This is a genomic window from Enterobacter sp. RHBSTW-00994 (genome assembly GCF_013782625.1).
In the GTDB taxonomy this organism is placed as follows: domain Bacteria; phylum Pseudomonadota; class Gammaproteobacteria; order Enterobacterales; family Enterobacteriaceae; genus Enterobacter.
The window spans coordinates 4,400,386-4,425,149 of sequence record NZ_CP056199.1; the positions used below are offsets into that span (position 1 = coordinate 4,400,386).

Annotated in this window: 25 protein-coding genes; 10 read left to right on the forward strand and 15 right to left on the reverse strand. The window is 54.5% G+C overall.

Going from position 1 to position 24,764, the window contains the following annotated elements:
- Positions 1-47: 47 nt before the first annotated feature.
- The 8 genes from mdcH to mdcA all read right to left on the reverse strand — a co-directional run bounded on the left by mdcH (position 48) and on the right by mdcA (position 7,099).
- Positions 48-944: a malonate decarboxylase subunit epsilon gene (gene mdcH / locus HV346_RS21075; protein WP_181621091.1), complete on the reverse strand. Its 897-nt coding sequence runs from the start codon at positions 942-944 to the stop codon at positions 48-50.
- The gene (locus HV346_RS21080; protein WP_181621093.1) at positions 944-1,561 is read right to left on the reverse strand and encodes a malonate decarboxylase holo-ACP synthase; all 618 of its coding nucleotides are present in this window, start codon (positions 1,559-1,561) and stop codon (positions 944-946) included. The genes mdcH and HV346_RS21080 overlap by 1 nt, the downstream gene beginning before the upstream one ends.
- A 2-nt stretch (positions 1,562-1,563) precedes the next feature.
- On the reverse strand, positions 1,564-2,523 hold the full coding sequence (locus tag HV346_RS21085) for an AEC family transporter (protein WP_181621095.1): 960 nt from the start codon (positions 2,521-2,523) through the stop codon (positions 1,564-1,566).
- A 128-nt stretch (positions 2,524-2,651) separates the two neighbouring features.
- Positions 2,652-3,452, reverse strand: coding sequence for a biotin-independent malonate decarboxylase subunit gamma (gene mdcE / locus HV346_RS21090; protein WP_181623848.1), 801 nt, complete (start codon positions 3,450-3,452; stop codon positions 2,652-2,654).
- Positions 3,452-4,285, reverse strand: coding sequence for a biotin-independent malonate decarboxylase subunit beta (locus tag HV346_RS21095; RefSeq protein WP_181621096.1), 834 nt, complete (start codon positions 4,283-4,285; stop codon positions 3,452-3,454). Before HV346_RS21095 ends, mdcE begins: the two co-directional genes overlap by 1 nt.
- Positions 4,278-4,577, reverse strand: coding sequence for a malonate decarboxylase acyl carrier protein (gene mdcC / locus HV346_RS21100; RefSeq protein WP_181621097.1), 300 nt, complete (start codon positions 4,575-4,577; stop codon positions 4,278-4,280). Before mdcC ends, HV346_RS21095 begins: the two co-directional genes overlap by 8 nt.
- A 9-nt stretch (positions 4,578-4,586) precedes the next feature.
- Positions 4,587-5,444, reverse strand: a complete 858-nt coding sequence (locus HV346_RS21105; protein WP_181621098.1) for a triphosphoribosyl-dephospho-CoA synthase — start codon at positions 5,442-5,444, stop codon at positions 4,587-4,589.
- Positions 5,444-7,099: a malonate decarboxylase subunit alpha gene (mdcA, locus tag HV346_RS21110; RefSeq protein WP_181621099.1), complete on the reverse strand. Its 1,656-nt coding sequence runs from the start codon at positions 7,097-7,099 to the stop codon at positions 5,444-5,446. The genes HV346_RS21105 and mdcA overlap by 1 nt, the downstream gene beginning before the upstream one ends.
- A gap of 257 nt (positions 7,100-7,356) precedes the next feature.
- Here mdcA and HV346_RS21115 point away from each other — a divergent pair, with 257 nt between their 5' ends.
- From HV346_RS21115 to HV346_RS21125, 3 genes are read left to right on the forward strand one after another with little or no spacing between them, the layout of a single operon-like run.
- Positions 7,357-8,379 (forward strand): hydrolase, encoded by a 1,023-nt coding sequence (locus tag HV346_RS21115; protein ID WP_181621100.1) that lies wholly within the window; start codon positions 7,357-7,359, stop codon positions 8,377-8,379.
- Positions 8,376-8,594 (forward strand): YheU family protein, encoded by a 219-nt coding sequence (locus tag HV346_RS21120; protein ID WP_181621101.1) that lies wholly within the window; start codon positions 8,376-8,378, stop codon positions 8,592-8,594. Before HV346_RS21115 ends, HV346_RS21120 begins: the two co-directional genes overlap by 4 nt.
- A gap of 30 nt (positions 8,595-8,624) precedes the next feature.
- Positions 8,625-9,494: a phosphoribulokinase gene (locus tag HV346_RS21125; RefSeq protein ID WP_181621102.1), complete on the forward strand. Its 870-nt coding sequence runs from the start codon at positions 8,625-8,627 to the stop codon at positions 9,492-9,494.
- A gap of 67 nt (positions 9,495-9,561) precedes the next feature.
- Here the strand turns inward: HV346_RS21125 and HV346_RS21130 are convergent, their stop codons facing one another.
- Positions 9,562-9,966, reverse strand: coding sequence for an OsmC family protein (locus HV346_RS21130; RefSeq protein WP_058609467.1), 405 nt, complete (start codon positions 9,964-9,966; stop codon positions 9,562-9,564).
- A 309-nt stretch (positions 9,967-10,275) separates the two neighbouring features.
- Here HV346_RS21130 and crp point away from each other — a divergent pair, with 309 nt between their 5' ends.
- Positions 10,276-10,908, forward strand: coding sequence for a cAMP-activated global transcriptional regulator CRP (crp, locus tag HV346_RS21135; protein WP_000242758.1), 633 nt, complete (start codon positions 10,276-10,278; stop codon positions 10,906-10,908).
- A gap of 57 nt (positions 10,909-10,965) precedes the next feature.
- Positions 10,966-13,053 (forward strand): YccS/YhfK family putative transporter, encoded by a 2,088-nt coding sequence (locus HV346_RS21140; RefSeq protein WP_181623849.1) that lies wholly within the window; start codon positions 10,966-10,968, stop codon positions 13,051-13,053.
- On the opposite strand, the gene HV346_RS21145 is transcribed toward HV346_RS21140, so the two are convergent.
- The 5 genes from HV346_RS21145 to ppiA form a co-directional block, all read right to left on the reverse strand.
- The gene (locus tag HV346_RS21145) at positions 13,050-14,270 is read right to left on the reverse strand and encodes an aspartate aminotransferase family protein (protein WP_181621103.1); all 1,221 of its coding nucleotides are present in this window, start codon (positions 14,268-14,270) and stop codon (positions 13,050-13,052) included. The genes HV346_RS21140 and HV346_RS21145 overlap by 4 nt on opposite strands.
- A gap of 86 nt (positions 14,271-14,356) precedes the next feature.
- Positions 14,357-14,920: an aminodeoxychorismate synthase component 2 gene (gene pabA / locus HV346_RS21150; protein ID WP_181621105.1), complete on the reverse strand. Its 564-nt coding sequence runs from the start codon at positions 14,918-14,920 to the stop codon at positions 14,357-14,359.
- 31 nt (positions 14,921-14,951) lie between these two features.
- Positions 14,952-15,554 carry a putative adenosine monophosphate-protein transferase Fic gene (locus HV346_RS21155; RefSeq protein WP_181621107.1) on the reverse strand — a complete coding sequence of 201 codons (603 nt, stop codon included), beginning with the start codon at positions 15,552-15,554 and terminating at the stop codon, positions 14,952-14,954.
- On the reverse strand, positions 15,544-15,711 hold the full coding sequence (locus tag HV346_RS21160; RefSeq protein ID WP_181621109.1) for a YhfG family protein: 168 nt from the start codon (positions 15,709-15,711) through the stop codon (positions 15,544-15,546). Before HV346_RS21160 ends, HV346_RS21155 begins: the two co-directional genes overlap by 11 nt.
- Before the next feature lie 105 nt (positions 15,712-15,816).
- Positions 15,817-16,389, reverse strand: coding sequence for a peptidylprolyl isomerase A (gene ppiA, locus HV346_RS21165; RefSeq protein WP_181621112.1), 573 nt, complete (start codon positions 16,387-16,389; stop codon positions 15,817-15,819).
- A gap of 327 nt (positions 16,390-16,716) precedes the next feature.
- Here ppiA and tsgA point away from each other — a divergent pair, with 327 nt between their 5' ends.
- Complete coding sequence (tsgA, locus tag HV346_RS21170) at positions 16,717-17,901, forward strand: MFS transporter TsgA (RefSeq protein ID WP_181621114.1); 1,185 nt, start codon at positions 16,717-16,719, stop codon at positions 17,899-17,901.
- 4 nt (positions 17,902-17,905) lie between these two features.
- On the opposite strand, the gene HV346_RS21175 is transcribed toward tsgA, so the two are convergent.
- Entirely contained in the window at positions 17,906-19,222 is a 1,317-nt protein-coding gene (locus HV346_RS21175; protein ID WP_181621115.1) for a cytosine deaminase, read from the reverse strand.
- Positions 19,223-19,461: 239 nt separating this feature from the next.
- On the opposite strand from HV346_RS21175, the gene nirB reads away from it, so the two are divergent.
- From nirB to cysG, 4 genes are all read left to right on the forward strand, one after another.
- Positions 19,462-22,005 (forward strand): nitrite reductase large subunit NirB, encoded by a 2,544-nt coding sequence (nirB, locus tag HV346_RS21180; protein ID WP_181621116.1) that lies wholly within the window; start codon positions 19,462-19,464, stop codon positions 22,003-22,005.
- Positions 22,002-22,331, forward strand: coding sequence for a nitrite reductase small subunit NirD (gene nirD / locus HV346_RS21185; protein WP_181621118.1), 330 nt, complete (start codon positions 22,002-22,004; stop codon positions 22,329-22,331). The genes nirB and nirD overlap by 4 nt, the downstream gene beginning before the upstream one ends.
- Positions 22,332-22,528: 197 nt before the next feature.
- Positions 22,529-23,338, forward strand: a complete 810-nt coding sequence (gene nirC / locus HV346_RS21190) for a nitrite transporter NirC (protein ID WP_181621120.1) — start codon at positions 22,529-22,531, stop codon at positions 23,336-23,338.
- 11 nt (positions 23,339-23,349) lie between these two features.
- Positions 23,350-24,723, forward strand: a complete 1,374-nt coding sequence (gene cysG, locus HV346_RS21195; RefSeq protein ID WP_181621121.1) for a siroheme synthase CysG — start codon at positions 23,350-23,352, stop codon at positions 24,721-24,723.
- The last annotated feature ends 41 nt before the right edge of the window (positions 24,724-24,764 follow it).

Genomic DNA, 24,764 nt, shown 5'->3' on the forward strand with positions numbered 1-24,764 from the left:
ACACCAGGAACGCAGGCCAGATCAGCGTAGCGCCACCGGACAAAAGATCACGCCCGAAGCCGCTTCGCCAGATGCACCGCCACATCAACGCCACTGCGTTCCAGCGAAATGGACTCGCCTTCCCACGCAGCCTGTCTCGTCAGGCAGGTCAGCACACCGCCGGGTGGCATTTCAATCGCCAGCCGCGCGTCGCGTTCATTTGCCGAGATCACCGCGTCCTGCCAGCGCACTGTCCGCGCCATGTTCATCGCTAAATCATCGGCAATCTTTTCCGGCTGCCAGAGTACGCGCCCGGTACTACCACTCAGGTACGCACAGCGCGGACGGGAGAGCGTAACCTGGCGGAAAGCATCTTCCAGTTTTCGCGCCGGTTCAGCCAACAGCTCGCAATGCGAAGGTACACTAACCGCCAGCCGGTGCGCTTTCGAAGCCCCTTTTTCCAGCGCGCGTTTCGCAACCTGCGCCATCCCCTCATTACTTCCGGCAATCACAATCTGCGTTTCAGCATTCAGGTTCGCGATATAGGTCCCGCTATCCGCGATCAGGGTTTCGACCTGAGACAGCGTGAGCCCCATGATGGCTGTCAGCCCATAGCCATGCGGATACGCTTGTTCCATCAAATCACCGCGCAGCGCTACCAACTGCAGCGCATCAGCAAAATCAAGCACCCCGGCAACCACCGCAGCGGGATAAGCGCCTATCGACAGGCCACTGACGATATCCGCCGAGATCCCTCGACGCTCAAGTTCACGCGCCCAGGCGACACCGGCAATAAGTAAAGAGAGCTGTACCGCACGGGTATGGCGTAGCGAATCGGGGGTGTCCAGCGCATCGGCTTCGGTTCCCAATATCTCACGCGCCTGATCCAGTTCCGTACCCGGCAAATGTTGCAGCATATCGGGATGTTGTGTCCCCTGCCCCGGAAAGGTAAACAGTATTTTCATCACGCCTCCCTGTGCCACGGGTCGACCACCAGGCGCGGCCCATGGCCTGTTTTTAACAAGATTTTTCCGTCCCGTAGCCACTCAGATAACGCAAAACCGCCTTCTGGGGTATCCACCTGCGTATCCGCACGACAAAGTGCACGGCTCAGTTGGTTCTGCCAGAGGGAAAATGCGTCTTGCGATAGTGCGAGTGGCGCGCGGATCAGCAGGTCGAGGTCACTGTCAGCGTGGATAACCGGAATACCGGTCGCCAGGGCATAGCCTGTGCTGCCGGTAATTCCCCACACCCACGGCCAGGAGTGCTGAGAAAGCTGTAACGCCACCTGAACTGGCGGCTGAGTGATGAAGGGTGAGCGCAACAAATCGGCTGTCACACTCAGGGCTTCCGGTGAAACCACACGAAGTACGTTTTCCGGTTTCACCCACCCAGCCGCACGCTGATCGCGGCGCAAACCACGCACGCCAACGGGAATACGGCCATCGTTATCAACATCACGCCTCACGACCACCGGCAGACCAGAATGCCAGACCGTATCCACCCAGGATTCAGTAATACCTTCCAGCGCGTCACGCGCGGTAAGCCAGATGAGGTCGTGTGGGCGTAATGTTGTGGTCATGATTACATTCCTGAAGTCAGCGAGATAAACAGCGGCAGTGACAGGATACACAGGACGGAGCTTAACAGCAGCACAGCTTCTGCATCCGGCGACTGCACGCCAAAGCGGTTGCCGAACACCACACCAAAGAAGCCAGCAGACAGCGCAATCATCAGAATGGCGGTAATCGCCACAGAACCGTGCAGACCGAAGATCAGCACAATGCCCCAGGCAATCGCAGGCTGGATCAGCAGTTTGGCGACAGTCGAGGTGATCACCATGGTGTTGATCTGCAGTTTACGGGCAGAAAGAATAACACCGGTCAGGAACAGCGCGGCAGCAGTTGCAGACAAGCCCAGCGGTTTAATCGCAGCCAGAACCAGCTCCGGCATTTTGATGCCAATGGCAGATAAAATCACCCCCAGCAGCGGGCCCATCACAATCGGTTTTTTGATCGAGCGCCACATCAGTACCGGCAACATCGCCAGCGTAGAACCAGAGTTATTGCCATCAGCTCGGGCTTTTTCGCGTTCCAGGATCAGCAGACAGAACGGGGTCATCAGTACAGAACCGCAAGCAATTGACACGGCAACAGACAGCGATGTTGAAGACCCTTCTCCCAGCACACTTCCCAGGATCGGCAGGCCGAGCGCGGCGTAGTTTGGCAGAGCGACTGTCAGCGTCAGTACAGCGGCATCCTGTGGAGATTTTTTAAAGACGCTGGTTGCCAGGAAATAGAGGATGGCGTAGGTGATCCACATCGCCAGAGTCAGCACCAGAATCAGCGGCGACTGCGCCACAATCCCCGTCCAGGGTGTTTGCACAGTGGCACTGAACAGGGCAGCGGGCAGGGCAAAATCCATGACGAAGATATTAAGCAGGGAAACATTTTTGTTATCGACCATCTTTGCCTTACCGGCCCAGAATCCCAGTAGCATGATGATGAAAATTGGCGCAAGAGCATGAACAATTACGTAAGTCATATATCACCTGTAATAAATAAAAAATGTTTAGCACTGGTGCGATGATTATTATTTTTCAGGATGCAGCATCCCGCGCGGGCGCTACGGGCGCGCCCACGGGGTAATGCATCTGGCAGGTCTATTGTTACTTACCAGCTTGCTCGCATACGTTCGCGTACAAGAGCAGAGCTGCGGCGGTTGTCAGCACCCAGACGATTTTTTAACGTGGTGTCCTGACGTGCGTCGTTGATGGCCTGTTGCAGCGTGGTTTTCACCTGCGCCAGATCATGTGTTGTGGGGGCATCCGGATTGCTGATATCCAGCAGGTTCTCAAGCAGCCCCAGCGTAGCGTAGTTACTGATGTCATAGGCCATTGGTGGGATGGTGGCAGCCAGTTTTTCCAGTGCCTCCACGGTACGCAGCGTAATGCGTGCCGCAGACTCTTTCCCCATCGCGTGGATCAGCACGCCTTTATCGTTGAATGCGATCAGGCGGTTGGCCTGGTAGCCATGCGCCAAAAACGCACCAGACATCGCTTTTCCCACAATCAGACCAATCACCGGATGCCCGGCCAGGCGCGCATTGGCATACGCTGCCGCCGCACCGGCCAGCGCCTGGTGAATACCAAACGCCTCTTCGCGACGACCATAGGCCTGGCTCGGAACGTCAATCACGGCCACAATCGGGCGCTTCACGGTTTTATCTGCATCAGCGGCAACGGTTTCACTCACCACTTTGGCCAGCGTCCACCCTTCCAGCAGACCCACTTCGCCCTTCGCTGCACGCGGGAAGTGATTATTCGCATCCGGGACAACCGCCACGAAACGCACCGCTTCACCGTTGAGTTCACCGTCAGTTGCCTGTACGGACGGGCATAATCCTTCCAGACGTTTCGCATTCGGAGCGAGGGTTTGCAGCCATAATTCGCCGCGGCTTATTGAGCTAGTCATCATTTCACCTCCCGGGCAAAAAGCGCCTTGATTTGTTCGGCATCGGCCTGTTTGCGGGTGTCGAATGCCGTCAGGCGGTTCAGATAATCGTCATAGTTATCGGTACGATGCTTTGCCGGAACGCCTTTGGCGATGGCGTCATTCATCGCCTGTTTCACCGCATTCACACCATCCCCCACCAGCGCATCCACCAGACCACTCTGGTAGCGCACTTCGCCACCGGTCATGCTCCAGATAAACGGACGGTCGCGGGAGTCGTACTCTTCAATGCCCGCTTCCTGCTCAATAACCTGCGGGCCGTTGAGGCCAAGACGCGCTTCACGGGTCACAATCAGGTAGCTGCACAGTGCGGCGGCAATGGACATCCCGCCGAAACAGCCGACGGTCCCGGCCACAATACCCACCACCGGGGTATAGCGGCGCAGGTCAACTATCGCCGCATGGATATCGGCAATCGCCGCCAGACCAAGATTCGCTTCCTGCAAACGCACACCGCCGGTTTCAAGGCACAGAACCGCCTGTGTCGGAATGCCGTTGCGGTTATCTTCTGCCGCCAGCTCCAGTGCCGCCGCCATCTTGGCGCCGGACACTTCACCCATGCTGCCCCCCTGGAATGCCCCTTCAATGGCGACAACCACCGCAGGCTGTCCATTGATTGTCCCTTTGGCAACCACCATGCCGTCGTCGGCCTGTGGCACAATGCCCTGTGGCCCCAGCCAGGGTGAAATAATGCCTTCAAACGGATCGAGCAGTTCGCGGTAGCTGCCGTCATCCAGCAGGGCATGGGCACGCTGACGTGCTTTTAGTTCGATAAAACTACGGTCATCACGCATGATTCACCTCTTCAAAAACCTGTTCGATACGAATGCGCGCGACACCCGGTGTTGCGCCAAAATCGTGGATCGTCAGTTTGCCTGCAGGCAGGCTGCTGACGGTTTGCAGACGATTGAACAGTGCATCCCAGCGACGACGGCTGTTGTCGACAGAAGTGGTGATATCAATAGTTAAGGTCTGCCCCTGGTCGGCGCTGAATAGCACCTCCATATCCCCTGAGCCGACAACCCCTGCCAGCGCTCTGCCGCTTAACACGCGGCTGGCTGGCACGGTCAATGTAATTTTTTCCATAACATCCTCTTAATGCGTTGAATATGGCGTCTCGACGCGATCGAGAAACAGCGTGGCGGCGAGCAAATCCGCCGCACCTCCTGGCGAAGCGTTAAGTGCAAGCATCTGGCGATCGAGTTCAGCCAGCGCGCGTTGGCCTTCAGGCTGAGCCGTACCTCCGGCGCGAAGCACTGCCCGAGCGCCGTCTTGCATGACATCCAGCCCTTCCAGCCCGGCACGAGACAGCACGCAGGTGTCCGTCAGGGACGTCATGATCGCCATCAGGGCATCGAGCCTGGCGTGCGCTTCACTGCTGCCGTTCAGACGGCTCAGACGAAGCTGCGGCAATGCGCGTTGTAAAATATGCGGAAACGCCTGCTGAGCCTCTTCACGCGCGCCCGGTACACGGTAGCGGTGCGTCGCACGAAGACCTTTGCTAAACACTTTCGGCGCGGCATCATCCGGAAGCATTGCCAGGGCCGCTGCGGTTTCCGCCACGGCCTGCGCGCGAGCATTTCCCCCCAACATCGCCACGGCACTCACCAGTAATCCCAGTGCCCAGATTGCACCACGGTGGGTATTAACGCCTTCCGTGACCACCATCATCTGCTGTTCGCCTTCGCGGCCAAGCCGACCAACGGTTTGCCGGAGCGCAATGTCTGCCGGACGCTGCCAGCTTTGTTGCGCCAGTGCCTGAAACGTGGGGGTCAGGCTGTGTGCGGAACGCTCCATTAACGCGAGCGTTAAATCGTGGTGCGCGCCGTTCCCCCGACTGTCCACCAGACCGGGCTTCGGGCTTAATCGTGCTTCGTCAATCAGACACTGCGTGGCGGTTCGCGCCAGCCATTCCGCACCGCCTTCAACCTGAATCTGGGGCAGAAGTTTCATTACCAGCTCCGGAATTTCGCAGGTGGGTTGTAGAGACCGCCAGACCATTCCACCAGGTCAGAAACACTGCCAGCGGCCAGCAGGGAACGGGTGGCGTCAGTGCGGCGAATGCCCATATCTTCCGGGTAAACCACTTTGCCGCTTTGACGCAGCGCGGCGACGCGTTTGGCATCTACACCCAGGCCGATATCGGTGATGCCCGCAACGGCTGCAACCATCGCCCGGCGCTCGTCGAGATCCTTCGCACGGTAAAGGTAAGCAATCCCCTCTTCCGTCAGAACGTGGGTCACGTCATCGCCATAAATCATTACGGGAGCCAGTGGCATACCGGAGGCTTTCGCGACCTCGACTGCGTCGAGTTTTTCCACGAAGGTCGGTTTCACACCAGCCTGGAACGTTTCAACCATCTGCACGACCAGCTTTTTACCTCGCTGCATCGGGTCCGGTTCGGTGATCATATTCAGCCATGCCGGGGTAGCATGACGACGACCGTGCGGATCGTGCCCCATATTTGGTGCACCACCGAAGCCAGACAAACGCCCCCGAGTCACCGTTGAGGAGTTAGCGTAGCCATCAACTTGCAGGGTCGAACCAATGAACATATCAACAGCATACTGGCCAGCCAGTTGGCAGAACGCGCGGTTGGAACGCATAGAGCCATCTGCGCCGGTAAAGAACACATCCGGACGAGCACGGATATACTCTTCCATCCCCAGCTCACCACCGAAGCAGTGCACGCTCTCAACCCAGCCGCTTTCAATCGCCGGGATCAACGTTGGATGCGGGTTCAGTGTCCAGTGTTTACAGATTTTGCCTTTCAAGCCGAGCTGTTCGCCGTAAGTCGGCAGCAGAAGCTCAATTGCGGCGGTGTTAAAACCGATCCCGTGGTTCAGAGACTGTACCTGGTGCTCCGCATAGATACCTTTGATGGCCATCATCGCCATCAGGATATGTTCCTGTTTGATCAGGCGCGGATCGCGGGTAAACAGCGGTTCGATAAAGAACGGTTTATCCGCCACCACCACGTAGTCGATCCAGGAACCAGGAATATCCACGCGCGGCAGGTCACACTCGTCGTCCACCAGCTCGTTCACCTGTGCGATGACGATCCCGTCGTGAAACGCCGCAGCTTCAACCAGTGCTGGGGTATCTTCTGTACTGGCCCCTGTGTAAAGGTTGCCTTTGCGGTCCGCTTTAAACCCGGCAATCAGCGCCACATTGGGCGAGAGATCAACGTACAGGCGAGAATAAAGTTCGATGTAGGTATGGATTGCACCGATTTCGAGTTGCCCATCTTCCAGCAACTGCGAAATACGCAGGCTTTGGGTCCCGGAGAAGGAGAAGTCCAGCTTGCGGGCGATCCCTTTTTCAAAGATATCCAGATGCTCACTGCGACCGACGCTTGGCATGATCATATGCAGGTCATGCACGATTTGCGGGTTCACTTCAGCCAGTGAGCGAGACAGAAAGTCTGCCTGCTTCTGGTTGTTGCCTTCCAGTACGACTTTGTCGCCTGGCGCGATCAGTTTTTCCAGCATGGCGACAAGGTCGCCGGTTGGCAGTACCTTGCCCTGCACCGGGACAGAAGCCAGACGGCGCGCTTTCTCAGTGCGTCGAGTGTTCCATGCCCGGGCGGGTGTTTGCCCAGATAACATTATTAACCTCCTGATTCAGCACATCATTTTGATTTGCTTAACGCTGAGTAAAGTCTGCACTCTGGTGAGAAAGGCATCAATTAAGCGTAGAGAGAAATCGTTAGCCTGAGAGTAATAATCAGCGTAAGGATTTGTGATCGGGATCATTTCACGATGCGGAAATTGCTGAATCAGAGGTAAACGCCCCTCGTTTTCATAAACAGGGTACAATTCGGAAGGTATAGTAAATGACAGACAAGAATTAACATCGCACCGTTATGACCCAAATAATTCCATCCGACTTCGACATCGCGTCCGAAGAAAGCGCAGAGTTCGTGCCCATGCGTGGTGTGGCAAACCGCCACCTGCAAACCATGCTGCCGCGCCTGATTCGCCGCAAGCTACAGTTCACACCGCACTGGCAACGCCTGGATTTACCCGACAGTGACTTTTTGGATCTCGCCTGGAGCGAAGAGCCTGAGCAGGCCCGGCATAAACCACGTCTGGTGGTATTTCATGGGCTGGAGGGCAGCTTGTACAGCCCCTACGCGCACGGTTTGATCCAGGCGGCAAAAGCGCGTGGCTGGCTTGGCGTGGTGATGCATTTTCGCGGATGCAGCGGCGAACCCAATCGCCAGAACCGGATTTACCATTCCGGCGAAACCGAAGACGGCACAGGGTTTTTACGCTGGCTGAATGAGCATTTTGGCCGCGTACCTACCGCAGCAGTAGGCTACTCGCTGGGCGGAAACATGCTCGCCTGTTTGCTGGCAAAAGAAGGCGCGTCGGTTCCGTTGGATGCCGCCGTGATTGTCTCTGCACCGTTCATGCTGGAGCAGTGCAGCTACCATATGGAAAAGGGCTTTTCACGCGTTTATCAGCGCTACTTGCTCAACCTGCTGAAAGCCAACGCGGCACGTAAACTGAAAGCCTACCCGGACACATTGCCGGTCAGCCTGCGTCAACTGAAAAAAGTGCGTCGTATCCGCGAGTTTGACGATCTGATCACTGCCAAGATCCACGGTTTTGCCGATGCGATTGACTATTATCGTCAGTGCAGCGCCATGCCGTTGCTCAGCAAAATAACCCAACCCACGCTGATCATTCATGCCAAAGATGACCCCTTTATGGATCATCACTCCATACCCGCGCAGGAATATCTGCCCGCCAATGTGCAATATCAACTGACCGAGCATGGCGGCCATGTCGGTTTTGTTGGCGGCACGCTCAGACATCCCCGGATGTGGCTGGAGACACGTATTCCTGACTGGTTAACCTCTTATCTGGAAAGCGCAAAATGATTATTCCCTGGCAGGATCTGGCTCCCGAAACGCTCGATAATCTGATTGAAAGCTTTGTGTTGCGTGAAGGCACAGATTATGGTGAACATGAACATTCGCTTGAACAAAAGGTCGCCGATGTGAAGCGCCAGTTGAAAAGTGGCGATGTAGTGCTGGTGTGGTCCGAATTGCACGAAACGGTCAATATCATGCCCCGCAACGCGCTTCATGGCTGACCGTTAAACCTTTCCAGTCAGGGAGTTGCTATGTCTGCCAGACATCCGGTTATTGCCGTTACAGGTTCGAGTGGGGCAGGAACAACCACCACCAGCCTCGCCTTTCGCAAGATTTTCGCGCAACTGAACTTACGGGCAGCCGAAGTCGAAGGGGACAGTTTCCATCGCTATACTCGCCCTGAAATGGATATGGCCATTCGCAAGGCTCGCGATCTCGGTAAACATATCAGCTACTTTGGGCCTGATGCTAACGACTTCGGCCTGCTTGAGCAGACATTTCATGCGTACGGGCAAACAGGTAAAGGGCAATCCCGTAAGTATCTGCATACCTATGATGAAGCCGTCCCCTGGAATCAGGTTCCCGGCACGTTCACGCCATGGCAACCGCTTCCTGAACCAACCGACGTGCTCTTTTATGAAGGCTTGCACGGCGGTGTGGTCACACCACATCACAACGTGGCGCGACATGTGGATTTGCTGGTCGGCGTGGTTCCTATCGTCAACCTGGAGTGGATCCAAAAGCTCACACGCGATACCAGCGAACGCGGTCATTCCCGTGAAGCCGTGATGGATTCGGTCGTGCGTTCGATGGAGGATTACATCAACTTCCTGACGCCGCAGTTCTCGCGTACGCACATCAACTTCCAGCGCGTCCCGACGGTCGATACCTCCAACCCTTTTGCGGCCAAAAGTATTCCTTCTCTGGATGAGAGTTTTGTAGTGATTCACTTCCGAAATCTGGAAGGTATTGATTACCCCTGGCTGCTTGCAATGTTGCAGGGCTCGTTTATTTCCCACATGAATACATTGGTGGTTCCGGGCGGGAAAATGGGGCTGGCGATGGAGTTGATCATGACGCCGCTGGTCGAGCGACTGATGGAAGGGAAGAAGATCGCATGAACATTTCCCCTCTCCGCAGGGAGAGGGTCCGGATGAGGGCATCAACGTGCATGATGCCCAACACACATCAGGCTTCAATCACTTCGTAGGAATGCGTGATATTTACCGCTTTTTCCAGCATTAACGCCACAGAGCAGTATTTCTCAGCAGAAAGATCAACCGCGCGTGATACTGCCGCATCCTTCAGATCTTTACCGGTGACAATAAAATGCAGATTGATGTGCGTAAACAGGCGCGGCGCTTCTTCACGACGCTCTGATGTCAGCTTAACTTCGCAATCTGTCACGTCATGACGACCTTTTTGCAGAATAGATACCACGTCAATTGCGCTGCATCCACCCGCCGCCATCAGCACCATCTCCATCGGACTTGGTGCTTTATCGCCGGAGTTACCATCCATCAAAATCTGGTGTCCAGAAGCGGATTCGCCCAGGAATGTTAAACCTTCAACCCATTTCACACGCGCTTGCATATTCATTAACTCCAACGTTGCATTTTTGGTGACAGATTACGCGTGCGTTACAATTCTCGCAACGGAAGGCGACCTGCATCATGCTGAAGCGAGACACCAGGAGACACGCGGCAAAAGCTATGCTAAAACACTCGGGATGCTACAGTAATGCATTGACGTTACACATGTATGCAGAGGACATCAAACTTTACTGGCTGCGAATATTACGACAGCCGACTTCCCAGGTATGGGTAAGAATTCGATTGCAACCCCAGAGTCCGGATGCATCTTATGACTCTGGTGACAGCTTATAACAGAGGATAACAGCGCATGGTGCTTGGCAAACCGCAAACAGACCCGACTCTCGAATGGTTCTTGTCTCATTGCCACATTCATAAGTACCCATCGAAGAGCACGCTGATTCACCAGGGTGAAAAAGCGGAAACGTTGTATTACATCGTCAAAGGCTCGGTGGCAGTGCTGATCAAAGATGAAGAAGGGAAAGAGATGATCCTTTCTTATCTGAACCAGGGCGATTTCATCGGCGAGCTGGGCCTGTTTGAAGAAGGCCAGGAACGCAGTGCCTGGGTTCGTGCAAAAACCGCATGTGAAGTGGCTGAAATCTCCTACAAGAAATTCCGTCAGTTGATCCAGGTTAACCCTGACATCCTGATGCGTCTTTCTTCGCAGATGGCTCGCCGTCTGCAGGTCACGTCTGAGAAAGTGGGTAACCTCGCCTTCCTGGACGTAACAGGCCGTATTGCACAGACGCTGCTGAACCTGGCGAAACAACCTGATGCAATGACCCACCCGGACGGTATGCAAATTAAAATCACCCGCCAGGAAATTGGTCAGATTGTCGGCTGTTCTCGTGAAACGGTTGGCCGTATCCTGAAAATGCTGGAAGACCAGAACCTGATCTCCGCACACGGTAAAACCATCGTGGTTTACGGAACCCGTTAATTCCGGTAAAACGGCGTGCCATCGCAAGGTGTCACGCCGTTTTTGTCTCTATCCCCCATGTGGCGAAGGCTGATTTATCACCCGGAAGTTAACTATGCACTGCGGCAAACGCTGGTGCTGTGTCTTCCTGTGGCTGTGGGATTGCTCCTCGGACATCTGCAACAAGGTCTGCTTTTCTCTCTCGTCCCTGCCTGCTGCAACATTGCGGGTCTGGATACGCCCCACAAACGCTTTTTCAAACGCCTGATTATTGGCGGCTGCCTGTTTGCCGGTTGTAGCCTTGCGGTGCAACTGCTACTCGCCCGTGAGATCCCGCTGCCGCTGATTCTGACAGTACTTGCGATGACGCTTGGCGTCACGGCTGAAATCAGCTCACTGCATGCCCGGTTACTGCCTGCATCGCTTATTGCGGCCATTTTTACCCTCAGCCTCGCAGGCAATATGCCGGTGTGGGAACCCCTGCTTATCTACGCCCTGGGCACGCTGTGGTACGGCGTATTTAACTGGTTTTGGTTCTGGCTATGGCGCGAACAGCCACTGCGTGAATCCCTGAGCCTGCTCTATGTACAGCTTGCTGATTACTGTGAAGCCAAGTACACCTTGCTGACTCAGCACACCGACCCGGAAAAGTCGTTGCCGCCACTGCTGGCTCGCCAGCAAAAGGTGGTCGATCTGATAAGCCAGTGCTACCAACAGTTGCATATGCTTGCAGCCAATAAAAACCATGACTACAAGCGGTTACTGCGCACGTTTCAGGTAGGGCTGGATCTGCAAGAACACATCTCCGTCAGTTTGCACTACCCTCACGAGGTGCAAAAGCTGGTCGAGCGCAGCCACGCTGAAGCGGTGATCCGCTGGAATGCGCAAACGGTCGCGGCGCGTCTGCGCGTGCTGGCTGACGATATCCTCTATCACCGCTATCCCACGCGTTTCACTATGGAGAAACAGCTGGGCGCGCTGGAAAAAATCGCCAACCAGCATCCGGATAACCCGGTCGGGCAGTTCTGCGCCTGGCACTTCAGTCGAATTGCCCGCGTGCTGCGCACGCAGCGTCCACTTTACCCTCGTGATCTGATGGCGGATAAACAGAAACGTCTGCCGTTGCTCCCCGCCCTGAAGAGCTATCTGTCGTTCAAATCTGCAGCGCTGCGTAATGCCGCCCGTATCAGCGTGATGCTGAGCGTCGCCAGTCTGATGGGCGTGGCGCTGCATCTGCCAAAACCGTACTGGATTTTAATGACGGTGCTGTTTGTCACCCAAAACGGCTACGGCGCGACGCGAGTGCGTATTCTTCACCGGGCAGCAGGCACAATCGCGGGGCTGGTGATTGCCGGGGTAACGCTCCACTTCCACGTCCCGGAGGGTTATACACTGGCGGGAATGCTGGCGATCACAATGGTGAGCTATCTGATCATCCGTAAAAACTACGGCTGGGCAATGGTGGGCTTTACGGTAACGGCGGTGTACACCCTGCAACTGCTTACGCTCAATGGCGAACAATTTATCATCGCCAGGCTAGTTGATACCCTGATTGGCTGCCTGATCGCCTTTGGTGGAATGATCTGGTTGTGGCCGCAATGGCAGAGCGGATTACTGCGTCAGAACGCCCACGATGCACTGGAGGCCGACCAACAGGCCATCCGGTTGATACTCAGCAACGATCCGCAACCTTCGCCGCTGGCGTATCAGCGTATGAAGGTGAATCAGGCGCATAACGCCCTGTTTAACTCACTCAATCAGGCAATGCAGGAGCCTGGCTTTAATTCGCACTATCTGGCAGACATGAAGCTGTGGGTCACGCACAGCCAGTTTATCGTCGAACACATCAACGCCATGACCACGCTGGCGCGTGAGCATACGATGCTGACACCCGATCTGGCACAACGGTATTTAGAATCCTGTGAAATTGCCTTGCAGCGCTGCCAGCAACGTCTGGAGTATGACGCGCCGGGAGAAGCGGGAGATTCGAACATTCTTGAGGCGCCGGAGACCCTGACTCACGGGCCAATGAGCACACTGGAGCAGCATCTGCAGCGGATTCTGGGACATTTGAGCACCATGCACACCATTTCGTCGGTGGCATGGCGTCAGCGTCCACATCACGGCATTTGGTTAACACGCCGGTTAAAACGTACCGGGTATTAGCCTTGTACAATCTGCGCTACCGCACGGGCAAAGCGGTTTAATCCATCTTCGATATCCTGATTTTCTACCACCAGCGATGGTGCAAAACGCATGACATCAGGCCCTGCGTTCAGCACCATGACCCCTTCATGGGCAGCAGCATGCAGGAAATCACGCGCACGGCCTTTAAACTGCGGCTTCAGTTCTGCACCAATCAACAATCCCATCCCACGGATTTCGCTAAACACGTCATACTGGTCGTCAATCTGCTGTAGATGCTTCACAAACAGTTCGCGTTTCGCATTCACGCCATGCAATACCTCTGGGGTGTTGATGATGTCAAACGCCGCACCGGCAATCGCACAGGCCAGCGGATTACCGCCATAGGTTGAGCCATGAGAGCCGACATGGAATGCGGATGCGATCTCCTGCGTCGTCAGCACAGCACTGATTGGGAAGCCGCCGCCGAGCGCTTTGGCGCTGGTCAGGATGTCCGGCGTAACGCCGTAGTGCATGTAGGCAAACAGATCGCCGGTACGCCCCATACCGCTTTGCACTTCATCAAACACCAGCAGCGCCTGATGTTCATCGCACAGTTCACGCAGACCTTTCAGGAATTCCGGCGTTGCCGCAGTGACGCCGCCTTCGCCCTGAATCGGCTCCACCACCACCGCACAGGTATGATCATCCATGACCGCTTTCACCGCATGCAGATCGTTAAACGGAACGTGGATGATATCCGCGGGTTTCGGGCCGAAACCGTCAGAATACTTCGGCTGCCCGCCCACAGAAACGGTAAACAGCGAGCGCCCATGGAACGCATTATGGAAAGCAATAATTTTGGTTTTATATGGACTGTGGCGGGTCGATGCATAGAAGCGCGCCAGCTTAAACGCAGTTTCGTTAGCTTCAGTCCCGGAGTTCATGAACAACACGCGTTCAGCAAAAGTCGCATCGATGATTTTGCGTCCAAGACGCAGAGCCGGTTCATTGGTGAACACATTACTGGTGTGCCACAGGGTTTCGCCCTGGCTTTTCAGCGCCGCCACCAGTGCAGGATGGCAATGTCCCAGTGCGGTGACGGCAATCCCTCCCGCAAAATCAACGTACTCTTTACCCTGCTGATCCCACACGCGGCTGCCTTTCCCTTTGACAGGAATAAACTCTGCCGGTGCATAAATCGGCAGAATTACTTCATCGAATGTCGCGCGGGTAATTGCTGATTGTTCAGTTGCCATGTCGTGCCCATCCATTTTATGTCACATTAATTGTGAAAATATAATCACGAAATATGCATAAAAAATCACAACAAGGCAATAGATATTCAGCGATTGAGGAAATTCGCCAGAAGCTGATGTCCCTGCTCGCTCAGAATGCTCTCCGGGTGGAATTGCACACCTTCAAGATCCCATTCGCGGTGGCGAATACCCATGATCTCCTGTGTGTCGCTCCAGGCCGTCACGTCAAAACAGGTGGGAAGCGTGGGCGGATCGATCACCAGGGAGTGATAACGGGTAACGGTGAGCGGATTATTCAGGCCACGGAACACCCCCATTCCGGTATGTGTTATCGGCGACGTTTTGCCATGCATCACCTTCGCCGCACGAACAATCGTTGCCCCGAATGCCTGAGCAATAGCCTGATGCCCCAGACATACTCCCAGAATGGGCAACTTACCGGAAAAATGGCGGATGACATCCAGCGAAATACCGGATTCAGACGGTGTACAGGGTCCTGGTGAAATGACAATCTTCTGCGGGGCAAGGGCTTCTGTTTCTGCCAGTGTCAGTTCGTCGTTGCGATGGACGGCCACCTCTGCGCCCAATTCACAAAAATACTGGTAAAGGTTCCAGGTGAAGGAATCATAGTTATCAATCAGCAGAATCATGGCGGCTCCAGAACAAAAATGCCGCCCTATTCTACTCAGTTTCCCGTGCTTCGCTCACTACTTTGGCAAAGATGGTGTTCAGGGCCGATAAATCCCCCATCGCCCCACTCTGATTGGCTGCCGCCCACGCATCCGGGCTGATATCCCGCCAATTCAGTTGATAGCCTGCGTGGATCGCCAGTTGCTCAAAGAAGATCCTCTGAACAATGCCGTTCCCGATCCGAAAAGGGTGCAGGACGTTAATTTCACAGTAGTAGTGGCTAAGACGAGCCACAAACTCACTTTTCTCAAGCCCGGCCAGATACCCCTCTTCTTCGAGATCCTGCATCAGGCTATTACCCTCTTTCTCGATATAGGCAAAGTGGCAGAATCGGGTATCCCCCTGGTAAATATCCACTTCGCGGATATCCCCTGCCCAGTCAAAAACGTCCTGGTAGAGATGACGATGAATAGCGCACAGATGAGGTAATCCCCTTGCGGGTGGCCCCAGATTCAGCGTTGCCACACGCAGGGCCGTCAGCTCATAGGCGGCCTGCGCCAGCCTGTCCACCTGACGGATGTTCAGCCGGTTACGCATCACATTCAGCCCAGGATAAAGGTAAGGATCGCGATCGTCGCCATATTTATCGCTCATAGTGCCTCCGAAGTTCCTCAAGGCGTTCCTGTGCTGCCTGCGCACTGAGCGTGACTAACGGGCTCTCGACACCCTCAAGACGGCGGCTGGCCTGAAAATTTGCATTTCGCTGCTGCTCCCAGAGACGGGATTTTTGCTTGTCGGTGAGTTTTTTCACTGCACGCCTCCCTGAAGGGGTCCGTTTGCCACAAGTATAAGCAGCAAAACGCGCTTTCGCAGGGAGGGTTAGCGGCGCGGGCAGAGGATACCCGCGCGAGAAAACTTATGGCAGAACTTTTGCGGAGAGGATAACTACCGGTTTTGACGGCACATTCTGGTATGGACCAACGTCGTGCGTCTGCACCTGGGAAATCTTGTCAGCAATATCCATCCCTTTCACAACTTTACCAAAGACCGCGTAGCCAAAGTCACGCTGACCGTGATCGAGGAAGGCATTATCAGCGATGTTGATGAAGAACTGGCTGGTTGCGCTGTCTTTATCCGCTGTACGCGCCATAGAGATCGTGCCACGGGTATTGAGCAGACCGTTATCCGCTTCGTTTTTAATAGGTGGATTTGGCTGTTTTTGCTGCATCTGTTCGTTAAAGCCACCACCCTGCACCATGAAACCTGGGATCACACGGTGGAAAGTGGTGTTGTTGTAGAAACCACTGTTCACGTAATCGAGGAAGTTTTTCACAGAAACAGGAGCTTTCTGGCTATTTAATTCCAGCTCAATATTCCCGGCGGAGGTTGTCAGCAAAACACGAGGGTCGCCTTTTGCTGCCAGTGCAGCAGGTGAGACGGCAGAAAGGGCAAACACAGCTGCGACAGCCGCCAGTGTTGATTTGAGCATGAGAATTCCTTAACAAAGCGCAGTAAAAAAGGCGAATGGTTTGATTCTAAAGAGCAGTATGAACGGAGGCCAGCCTTTTACCTAATTTTACGAATTTGAAACAGTTGTAACGACGCAAACGATTGGTTTATACGCTAATTAATGTGATCAACATCACACATAATCATGTAATTGAGATCAATATTTTCCTAAAAGATTTAAATAGATCACTTTCGAGACTAAAATCTGCCCGCTCTAACGCAGTCAATGCGTTTTACTTTTCATTACCCTGAAAAATTCGTATGCCTCTTCAGCGCGAAGGATAACGGGTAACTCAACAGGCCAGACATGACTAACAGCAATCGTATCAAGCTCACATGGATCAGCTTCTTCTCCTACGCCCTGACCGGCGCGTTGGTGATCGTCACCGGGATGGTGATGGGCAATATCGCAGACTATTTCCAGTTACCCGTATCCAGTATGAGTAACACCTTTACCTTCCTCAACGCCGGGATCCTGATCTCCATCTTCCTGAATGCCTGGCTGATGGAAATCGTGCCACTGAAAACGCAACTGCGCTTCGGCTTTGTCCTCATGGTCGCCGCCGTGGCTGGTTTGATGCTGAGCCACAGCATTGCCCTGTTCTCCGCTGCGATGTTCGTGCTGGGGCTGGTAAGTGGTATCACCATGTCTATCGGTACGTTCCTGATCACGCACATGTATGAAGGCCGCCAGCGCGGTGCGCGTCTGCTGTTCACCGACTCTTTCTTCAGCATGGCAGGCATGATTTTCCCGATGGTTGCCGCAATTTTGCTGGCACGCAGCATTGAGTGGTACTGGGTCTACGCCTGCATTGGCCTGGTCTACGTCGCGATCTTTATCCTGACCTTCGGCTGTGAATTCCCGGTTCTGGGCAAGAAAGCAGAGCAGACTCGCGAGCCCGTCGCGAAAGAAAAATGGGGGATCGGCGTGCTGTTCCTCTCCATTGCGGCACTGTGCTACATCCTGGGCCAGCTTGGCTTTATCTCCTGGGTCCCGGAATATGCAAAAGGTTTAGGCATGAGCCTGAATGACGCCGGCAAACTGGTGAGTGATTTCTGGATGTCTTACATGTTCGGTATGTGGGCGTTTAGCTTTATCCTGCGTTTCTTCGATCTTCAACGCATTCTGACCGTACTGGCTGCGCTGGCTACCGTACTGATGTATCTGTTCATCAACAGCGCACCTGAGCATATGCCGTGGTTCATTCTGACGCTCGGTTTCTTCTCCAGCGCCATTTATACCTCAATCATTACGCTCGGTTCTCTGCAAACCAAAGTGGCTTCACCTAAACTGGTAAACTTCGTGCTGACCTGCGGCACGATCGGTACGATGCTGACCTTCGTGGTCACCGGCCCGATTGTCGCGCACAGCGGCCCGCTGGCTGCGCTGCATACCGCTAACGCGCTGTACGCCGCCGTCTTCGCGATGTGCTTCGTTCTGGGCTTCGTGACTCGCCACCGCCAGCACAACACTGCGGCAGCAAATCACTAACCGGTTACGCCCCTTTGCGATCAGCAGAGGGGCTGTTTCGGGCAAAGCTCACCTCTTCTCCCCCGCTATCCGTTTGTACCCAGGTTTGCGCCAGCTGCGTTGTGGCAATCACACGCCCCTGACGAATCGACCAGCGTACCGGAACCTGGCAGCGTACCGCCTCAAACCCGCTCTCCGCTGGCAGAATAATCAGGTTAGCCGGATTCCCCGTTTCAATACCGTAATCAGCTAAGCCGAAGGTCCGGGCGCTGTTATGGGTGATCAGATCCAGCCCGCTGTCGATTTGCGGATACCCCATCATCTGGCATACATGCAGCCCCATGTGCAGTACTTGCAGCATGTTGCCTGTTCCTAACGGATACCAGGGATCAAAGACATCATCATGACCAAAGCAGACGTTAATTCCTGCGGCCTGTAGCTCTTTCACTCTCGTGATCCCACGCCGTTTCGGATAATCATCAAAACGCCCCTGCAGGTGAATATTCACCAGCGGGTTAGCGACAAAGTTAATGTCCGACATCTTCAGCAGACGGAAAAGTCGCGACGTGTACGCACCATTATATGAGTGCATCGCCGTGGTATGGCTCGCCGTCACGCGTGATCCCATACCCGCCTCATACGCCAGCGTAGCCACCGTCTCCACAAACCTGGATTGTTCATCGTCGATCTCGTCGCAGTGGATATCCAGCGGACGGTCATATTGCTTCGCCAGCTCGAAGGCGATATGCAGTGACTGCACGCCATACTCGCGCGTGAATTCAAAATGGGGGATCGCCCCTACCACATCCGCGCCAAGCTGTAACGCCTCTTCCAGCAGAGCGGCCCCGTTGGGATAAGACAGAATACCTTCCTGCGGAAAGGCGACGATTTGCAGCGTAACCCAGGGCGCCACCTCCTTTTTCACCTCAAGCATGGCCTTAAGTGCGGTGAGCGTCGGGTCTGATACATCCACATGGGTACGGACAAACTGGATACCGTTGGCCATTTGCCACTTGAGCGTCTTCCACGCTCGGGCTTTCACATCCTCATGGCTGAGCAACGCTTTCCGTTCAGCCCAACGCTCAATACCTTCGAACAGCGTACCGGACTGGTTCCAGGCCGGTTCACCCGCCGTCTGGGTCGTATCAAGGTGAATATGCGGCTCAATAAAGGGAGGGATCGCCAGACCACCACGGCCATTTAAGACCTCGTAACTTTCGGCATTTGCCTCACCCATCGGAGTAATTTCACCGAAGCGACCATTCTCGATGGCGATTTGCCATAGCCCTTCACGACCCGTTAAACGAACATTCTGAACCAACCAAAGCGGCGTTGTAGACATACACTCCCCCGAAAAACGTGACTGAAATTTAGGAGTACGCATTATTTAAAATTAGCCCCCTGATTTGTACACAAAATCGACGACAACGAAAAGCGAACGATTTCCACAGCTTATAAAAAACCTGACAAATCAGTTATATACCACCTAAGTGGTAGGTTAAGGCGTATTTGATTTGCATCAATAAGCCCCGTAGCTGAATCGTTAAGGTAGGCAGTAATAAAAAAGAAATCGAGGCAAAAATGAGCAAAGTCAGACTCGCTATCATCGGTAACGGCATGGTCGGCCATCGCTTTATTGAGGATCTTCTCGATAAAGCGGATGCTGCCCAGTTCGATATTACCGTGTTCTGTGAAGAACCCCGCAAGGCGTACGACCGTGTGCACCTCTCTTCTTACTTTTCCCACCACACTGCCGAAGAGCTTTCTCTGGTACGTGACGGTTTTTACGAGAAGCATGGTGTAAAGGTGCTGGTTGGCGAACGAGCTATCACCATCAACCGTCAGGAAAAAGTGATCCATTCCAGCGCCGGGCGAACGGTCTTTTACGACAAACTGATCATGGCGACTGGCTCATACCCGTGGATCCCGCCAATCAAAGGCTCGGAAACTCAGGATTGCTTCGTTTATCGTACCATTGAAGACCTGAAAGCCATTGAATCTTGCGCACGTCGCAGCAAACGTGGTGCAGTTGTGGGTGGCGGTTTGTTAGGTCTTGAAGCGGCTGGTGCGCTGAAAAACCTTGGCGTTGAAACGCACGTGATCGAATTTGCCCCAATGCTAATGGCAGAGCAGCTTGACCACATGGGTGGAGATCAGTTGCGCCGTAAGATCGAAAGCATGGGCGTAAAAGTTCACACCAGCAAAAATACCAAAGAGATCGTGCAGGAAGGCACTGAAGCACGCAAAACGATGCGTTTTGCCGACGGTAGCGATCTGGAAGTCGATTTTATCGTCTTCTCTACCGGTATTCGCCCACGCGATAAGCTGGCAAACCAGTGTGGTCTGGCCGTTGCTCAGCGTGGCGGCATCATGATTAACGACGCTTGCCAGACCTCCGATCCGGACATCTATGCGATTGGCGAATGCGCCAGCTGGAACAACCGCGTGTACGGTCTGGTCGCACCAGGATACAAAATGGCGCAGGTCGCCGTGGACCATATCCTCGGCAACGAAAATACTTTTGAAGGCGCAGACATGAGCGCCAAGCTGAAACTGCTGGGCGTGGATGTGGGCGGTATCGGCGATGCGCATGGTCGCACCCCGAATTCGCGTAGCTACGTCTATCTCGATGAGAGCAAAGAAGTCTACAAACGCCTGATCGTCAGCCAGGATAATAAAACCCTGCTGGGTGCTGTTCTGGTGGGCGACACCAGCGATTACGGCAACCTGCTGCAGTTGGTCCTGAATGCCATTGAGCTGCCGGAAAACCCGGATGCTCTGATCCTCCCGGCGCACGCCTCCAGCGGCAAACCGTCTATCGGTGTGGATAAACTGCCGGACAGCGCGCAAATTTGCTCCTGCTTTGATGTCACTAAAGGCATGTTGATCTCTGCGATCAACAAAGGCTGCCATACCGTGGCAGCGCTGAAAGCCGAAACGAAAGCCGGTACGGGTTGCGGTGGGTGTATCCCACTGGTCACGCAGGTGCTGAATGCCGAACTGGCGAAACAGGGCATCGAAGTTAATCACAACCTGTGTGAGCACTTCTCTTACTCTCGTCAGGAGCTTTATCACCTGATCCGCGTTGAAGGTATCAAAACGTTCGACGAACTGCTGGAGAAACATGGGCAGGGTTACGGCTGTGAAGTCTGTAAACCGACCATTGGTTCCCTGCTGGCCTCCTGCTGGAATGAGTACATCCTTAAACCAGAACACACGCCGTTGCAGGAAACGAACGACAACTTCCTGGCCAACATTCAGAAAGACGGGACGTACTCGGTTATCCCGCGCTCTGCCGGGGGCGAGATCACCCCGGAAGGTCTGGTCGCGGTTGGCCGCATCGCACGTGAATTTAACCTGTACACCAAAATCACCGGTTCCCAGCGCATCGGGCTGTTTGGAGCGCAGAAAGATGACTTGCCAGAAATCTGGCGTCAGTTGATTGAAGCGGGCTTCGAGACGGGTCATGCCTATGCCAAAGCGCTGCGCATGGCAAAAACCTGTGTTGGTAGCACCTGGTGTCGTTATGGCGTTGGCGATAGCGTGGGTTTCGGCGTGGAGCTGGAAAACCGCTATAAAGGTATCCGCACACCGCACAAAATGAAGTTTGGTGTTTCCGGTTGTACCCGCGAATGTGCGGAAGCGCAGGGTAAAGACGTGGGTATCATTGCCACGGAAAAAGGCTGGAACCTTTACGTTTGTGGTAACGGCGGGATGAAACCACGCCACGCAGACCTGCTTGCCGCAGATCTCGATCGTGAAACCCTGCTGAAATACCTCGATCGCTTCATGATGTTCTACATTCGTACCGCCGATAAGCTGACCCGTACCGCCTCATGGCTGGATAACCTGGACGGCGGCATCGACTACCTGAAGTCAGTCATCATCGACGACAAACTGGGCCTGAACGACCACCTGGAAGAAGAGATTACGCGCCTGCGCGAGGCAGTAATTTGTGAATGGACCGAAACGGTAAATACACCGTCGGCACAGGTTCGCTTCAAACACTTTATCAATAGCGCCCAGCGCGACCCGAATGTCCAGGTTGTTCCTGAGCGCGAACAACACCGTCCGGCAACGCCATACGAGCGTATTCCAGTGACGCTGGTGGAGGAAAACGTATGAGCCAGTGGGTAAACATCTGCAATATTAACGATATCGTGCCTGCTACCGGCGTGTGCGCACTGCTGGGAAAAGAGCAGGTCGCTATTTTCCGCCCCCGCCACGATGAACAGGTTTTTGCCATCAGCAATATCGATCCTTTCTTCGACGCCAGCGTGCTCTCTCGCGGGTTGATCGCAGAGCATCAGGGTGAACTGTGGGTTGCCAGCCCACTGAAAAAACAGCGTTTCCGTTTACGTGACGGACACTGTATGGAAGATGAAAGCCACTCTGTGAAACACTACGACGTTCGCGTGAAGGACGGCAAGGTGCAGCTGCGAGGCGAGTAATGACGGGGGCGCAATGCCCCCGCTTTTGTAATGTTCTCCCGTTCGGGAGTTTTTCAACTTTTTTACACACACTCATTCGGGTTGCATCGCGGCGGTAACTGAACGAATCCCCAGGCGCACAGTTCACTATGTGGCTGGGGTGAGTGAAGGCAGCCAACAAAGAAGCCGCCCGACGGATAACGTGTACGGGTAATCACATGTTTACAGACACCATTAATAAGTGTGCGGCGAATGCTGCGCGTATTGCACGGCTCAGCCAACATAATCCGCTCGGTTTCTGGGTCAGTTCCGCCATGGCGGGGGCTTATGTCGGCCTCGGGATTATATTAATTTTCACCCTCGGTAATTTGCTCGACCCGTCCGTTCGCCCTCTGGTGATGGGCGCAACCTTTGGTATCGCCTTAACCCTGGTCATTATCGCCGGATCTGAACTTTTTACCGGTCACACAATGTTCCTGACGTTGGGCGTAAAAGCAGGCACGATTAGCCACGGCCAAATGTGGGCTATCCTCCCACAGACCTGGGTCGGCAATCTGTTAGGTTCCATTTTTGTTGCCCTGCTTTATAGCTGGGGAGGTGGTAGCCTGCTGCCCGTGGATACCAGTCTTGTACATACTGTCGCACTGGCAAAAACCACGCAGCCTGCAATGGCGTTGTTCTTCAAAGGCGCGCTGTGTAACTGGCTGGTGTGTCTTGCTATCTGGATGGCAATCCGCACTGAAGGTGCAGCGAAATTCATCGCTATCTGGTGGTGCTTGCTGGCCTTCATTGCCTCTGGCTACGAGCACTCTGTGGCCAACATGACGCTGTTTGCGCTCTCCTGGTTTGGCCACCATGGCGATGCCTTCACCCTTTCGGGTATTGGGCATAACCTGTTGTGGGTAACACTGGGTAATACCCTTTCTGGTGCAGTGTTTATGGGGTTAGGTTACTGGTATGCTACCCCAAAAGCGGAGCGTCCGACTCCGGCAAACATCGCAACTGCACCGGCGAAAGCCCATTCTTAAGAGGTAATGTCGTGGATCACCTGCCGATATTCTGTCAATTACGCCATCGCGACTGCCTGCTTGTCGGCGGCGGCGATGTCGCTGAACGCAAAGCGCGTCTGCTGTTAGAGGCAGGAGCCCGACTCACCGTTAACGCCCTCTCCTTCGCGCCGCAGTTTGAAGCCTGGGCGAAAGAAGGCATGCTCACCCTTTCTCAGGGCGAGTTTAACGAATCTCTGCTGGATACTTGCTGGCTAACCATCGCCGCTACGGATGACGATGCCGTTAACCAGCGCGTGAGCGATGCCTGCGAAACGCGGCGCATTTTCTGTAACGTAGTGGATGCCCCTAAAGAAGCCAGCTTTATCATGCCGTCGATCATCGACCGTTCCCCCCTTATGGTTGCCGTGTCATCTGGCGGGACATCTCCGGTACTGGCGCGCCTGTTGCGCGAAAAACTGGAAGCTGTGCTGCCCCAACACCTCGGTCAGGTCGCGCATTTTGCGGGTCAGTTACGTGCCAGAGTAAAGAAAACCTTCGCCACCGTCGGTGAACGTCGTCGTTTCTGGGAAAAGTTCTTCGTTAATGACAGGCTGGCACAATCATTGGCGAATCAGGATAGCAAAGCGGTTGAAGAGACCACCGAACGCTTGCTTACCGAGCCGTTGGATCATCGCGGTGAAGTGGTTCTGGTTGGCGCAGGTCCGGGCGATGCCGGATTACTGACGCTGAAAGGACTGCAGCAAATTCAGCAGGCAGACATCGTGGTATATGACCGTCTGGTATCTGATGACATCATGAATCTGGTGCGCCGCGACGCCGACCGCGTATTCGTAGGGAAACGTGCAGGCTATCACTGCGTGCCACAGGAGGAGATTAACCAGATCCTGTTGCGCGAGGCGCAAAAAGGAAAACGGGTAGTCCGGCTCAAAGGTGGCGATCCCTTTATCTTTGGCCGTGGTGGGGAAGAACTGGAAACGCTATGCGACGCGGGTATCCCATTCTCCGTTGTACCCGGTATCACAGCAGCTTCTGGTTGCTCCGCCTATTCCGGTATTCCGTTGACACACCGTGACTATGCGCAAAGCGTACGATTGGTCACAGGACACCTGAAAACGGGCAGTGAGCTGGACTGGCATAACCTGGCAGCAGAGAAACAGACACTGGTGTTCTACATGGGGCTGAATCAGGCCGCGACGATACAGGCAAAATTGCAGGAACACGGTATGGAAGATGATATGCCTGTCGCCCTGGTCGAAAACGGAACTGCCATTCAGCAACGCGTGGTGAGTGGCGTACTCACACAGCTCGGTGAACTGGCGCAACAGGTTGAAAGTCCGGCCCTGATTGTCGTTGGCCGCGTGGTCAACTTGCGCGACAAACTGAACTGGTTTTCGAATCACTGACCGGGCGCAGATATAAAAAACCGGGAACTTCCCGGTTTTTT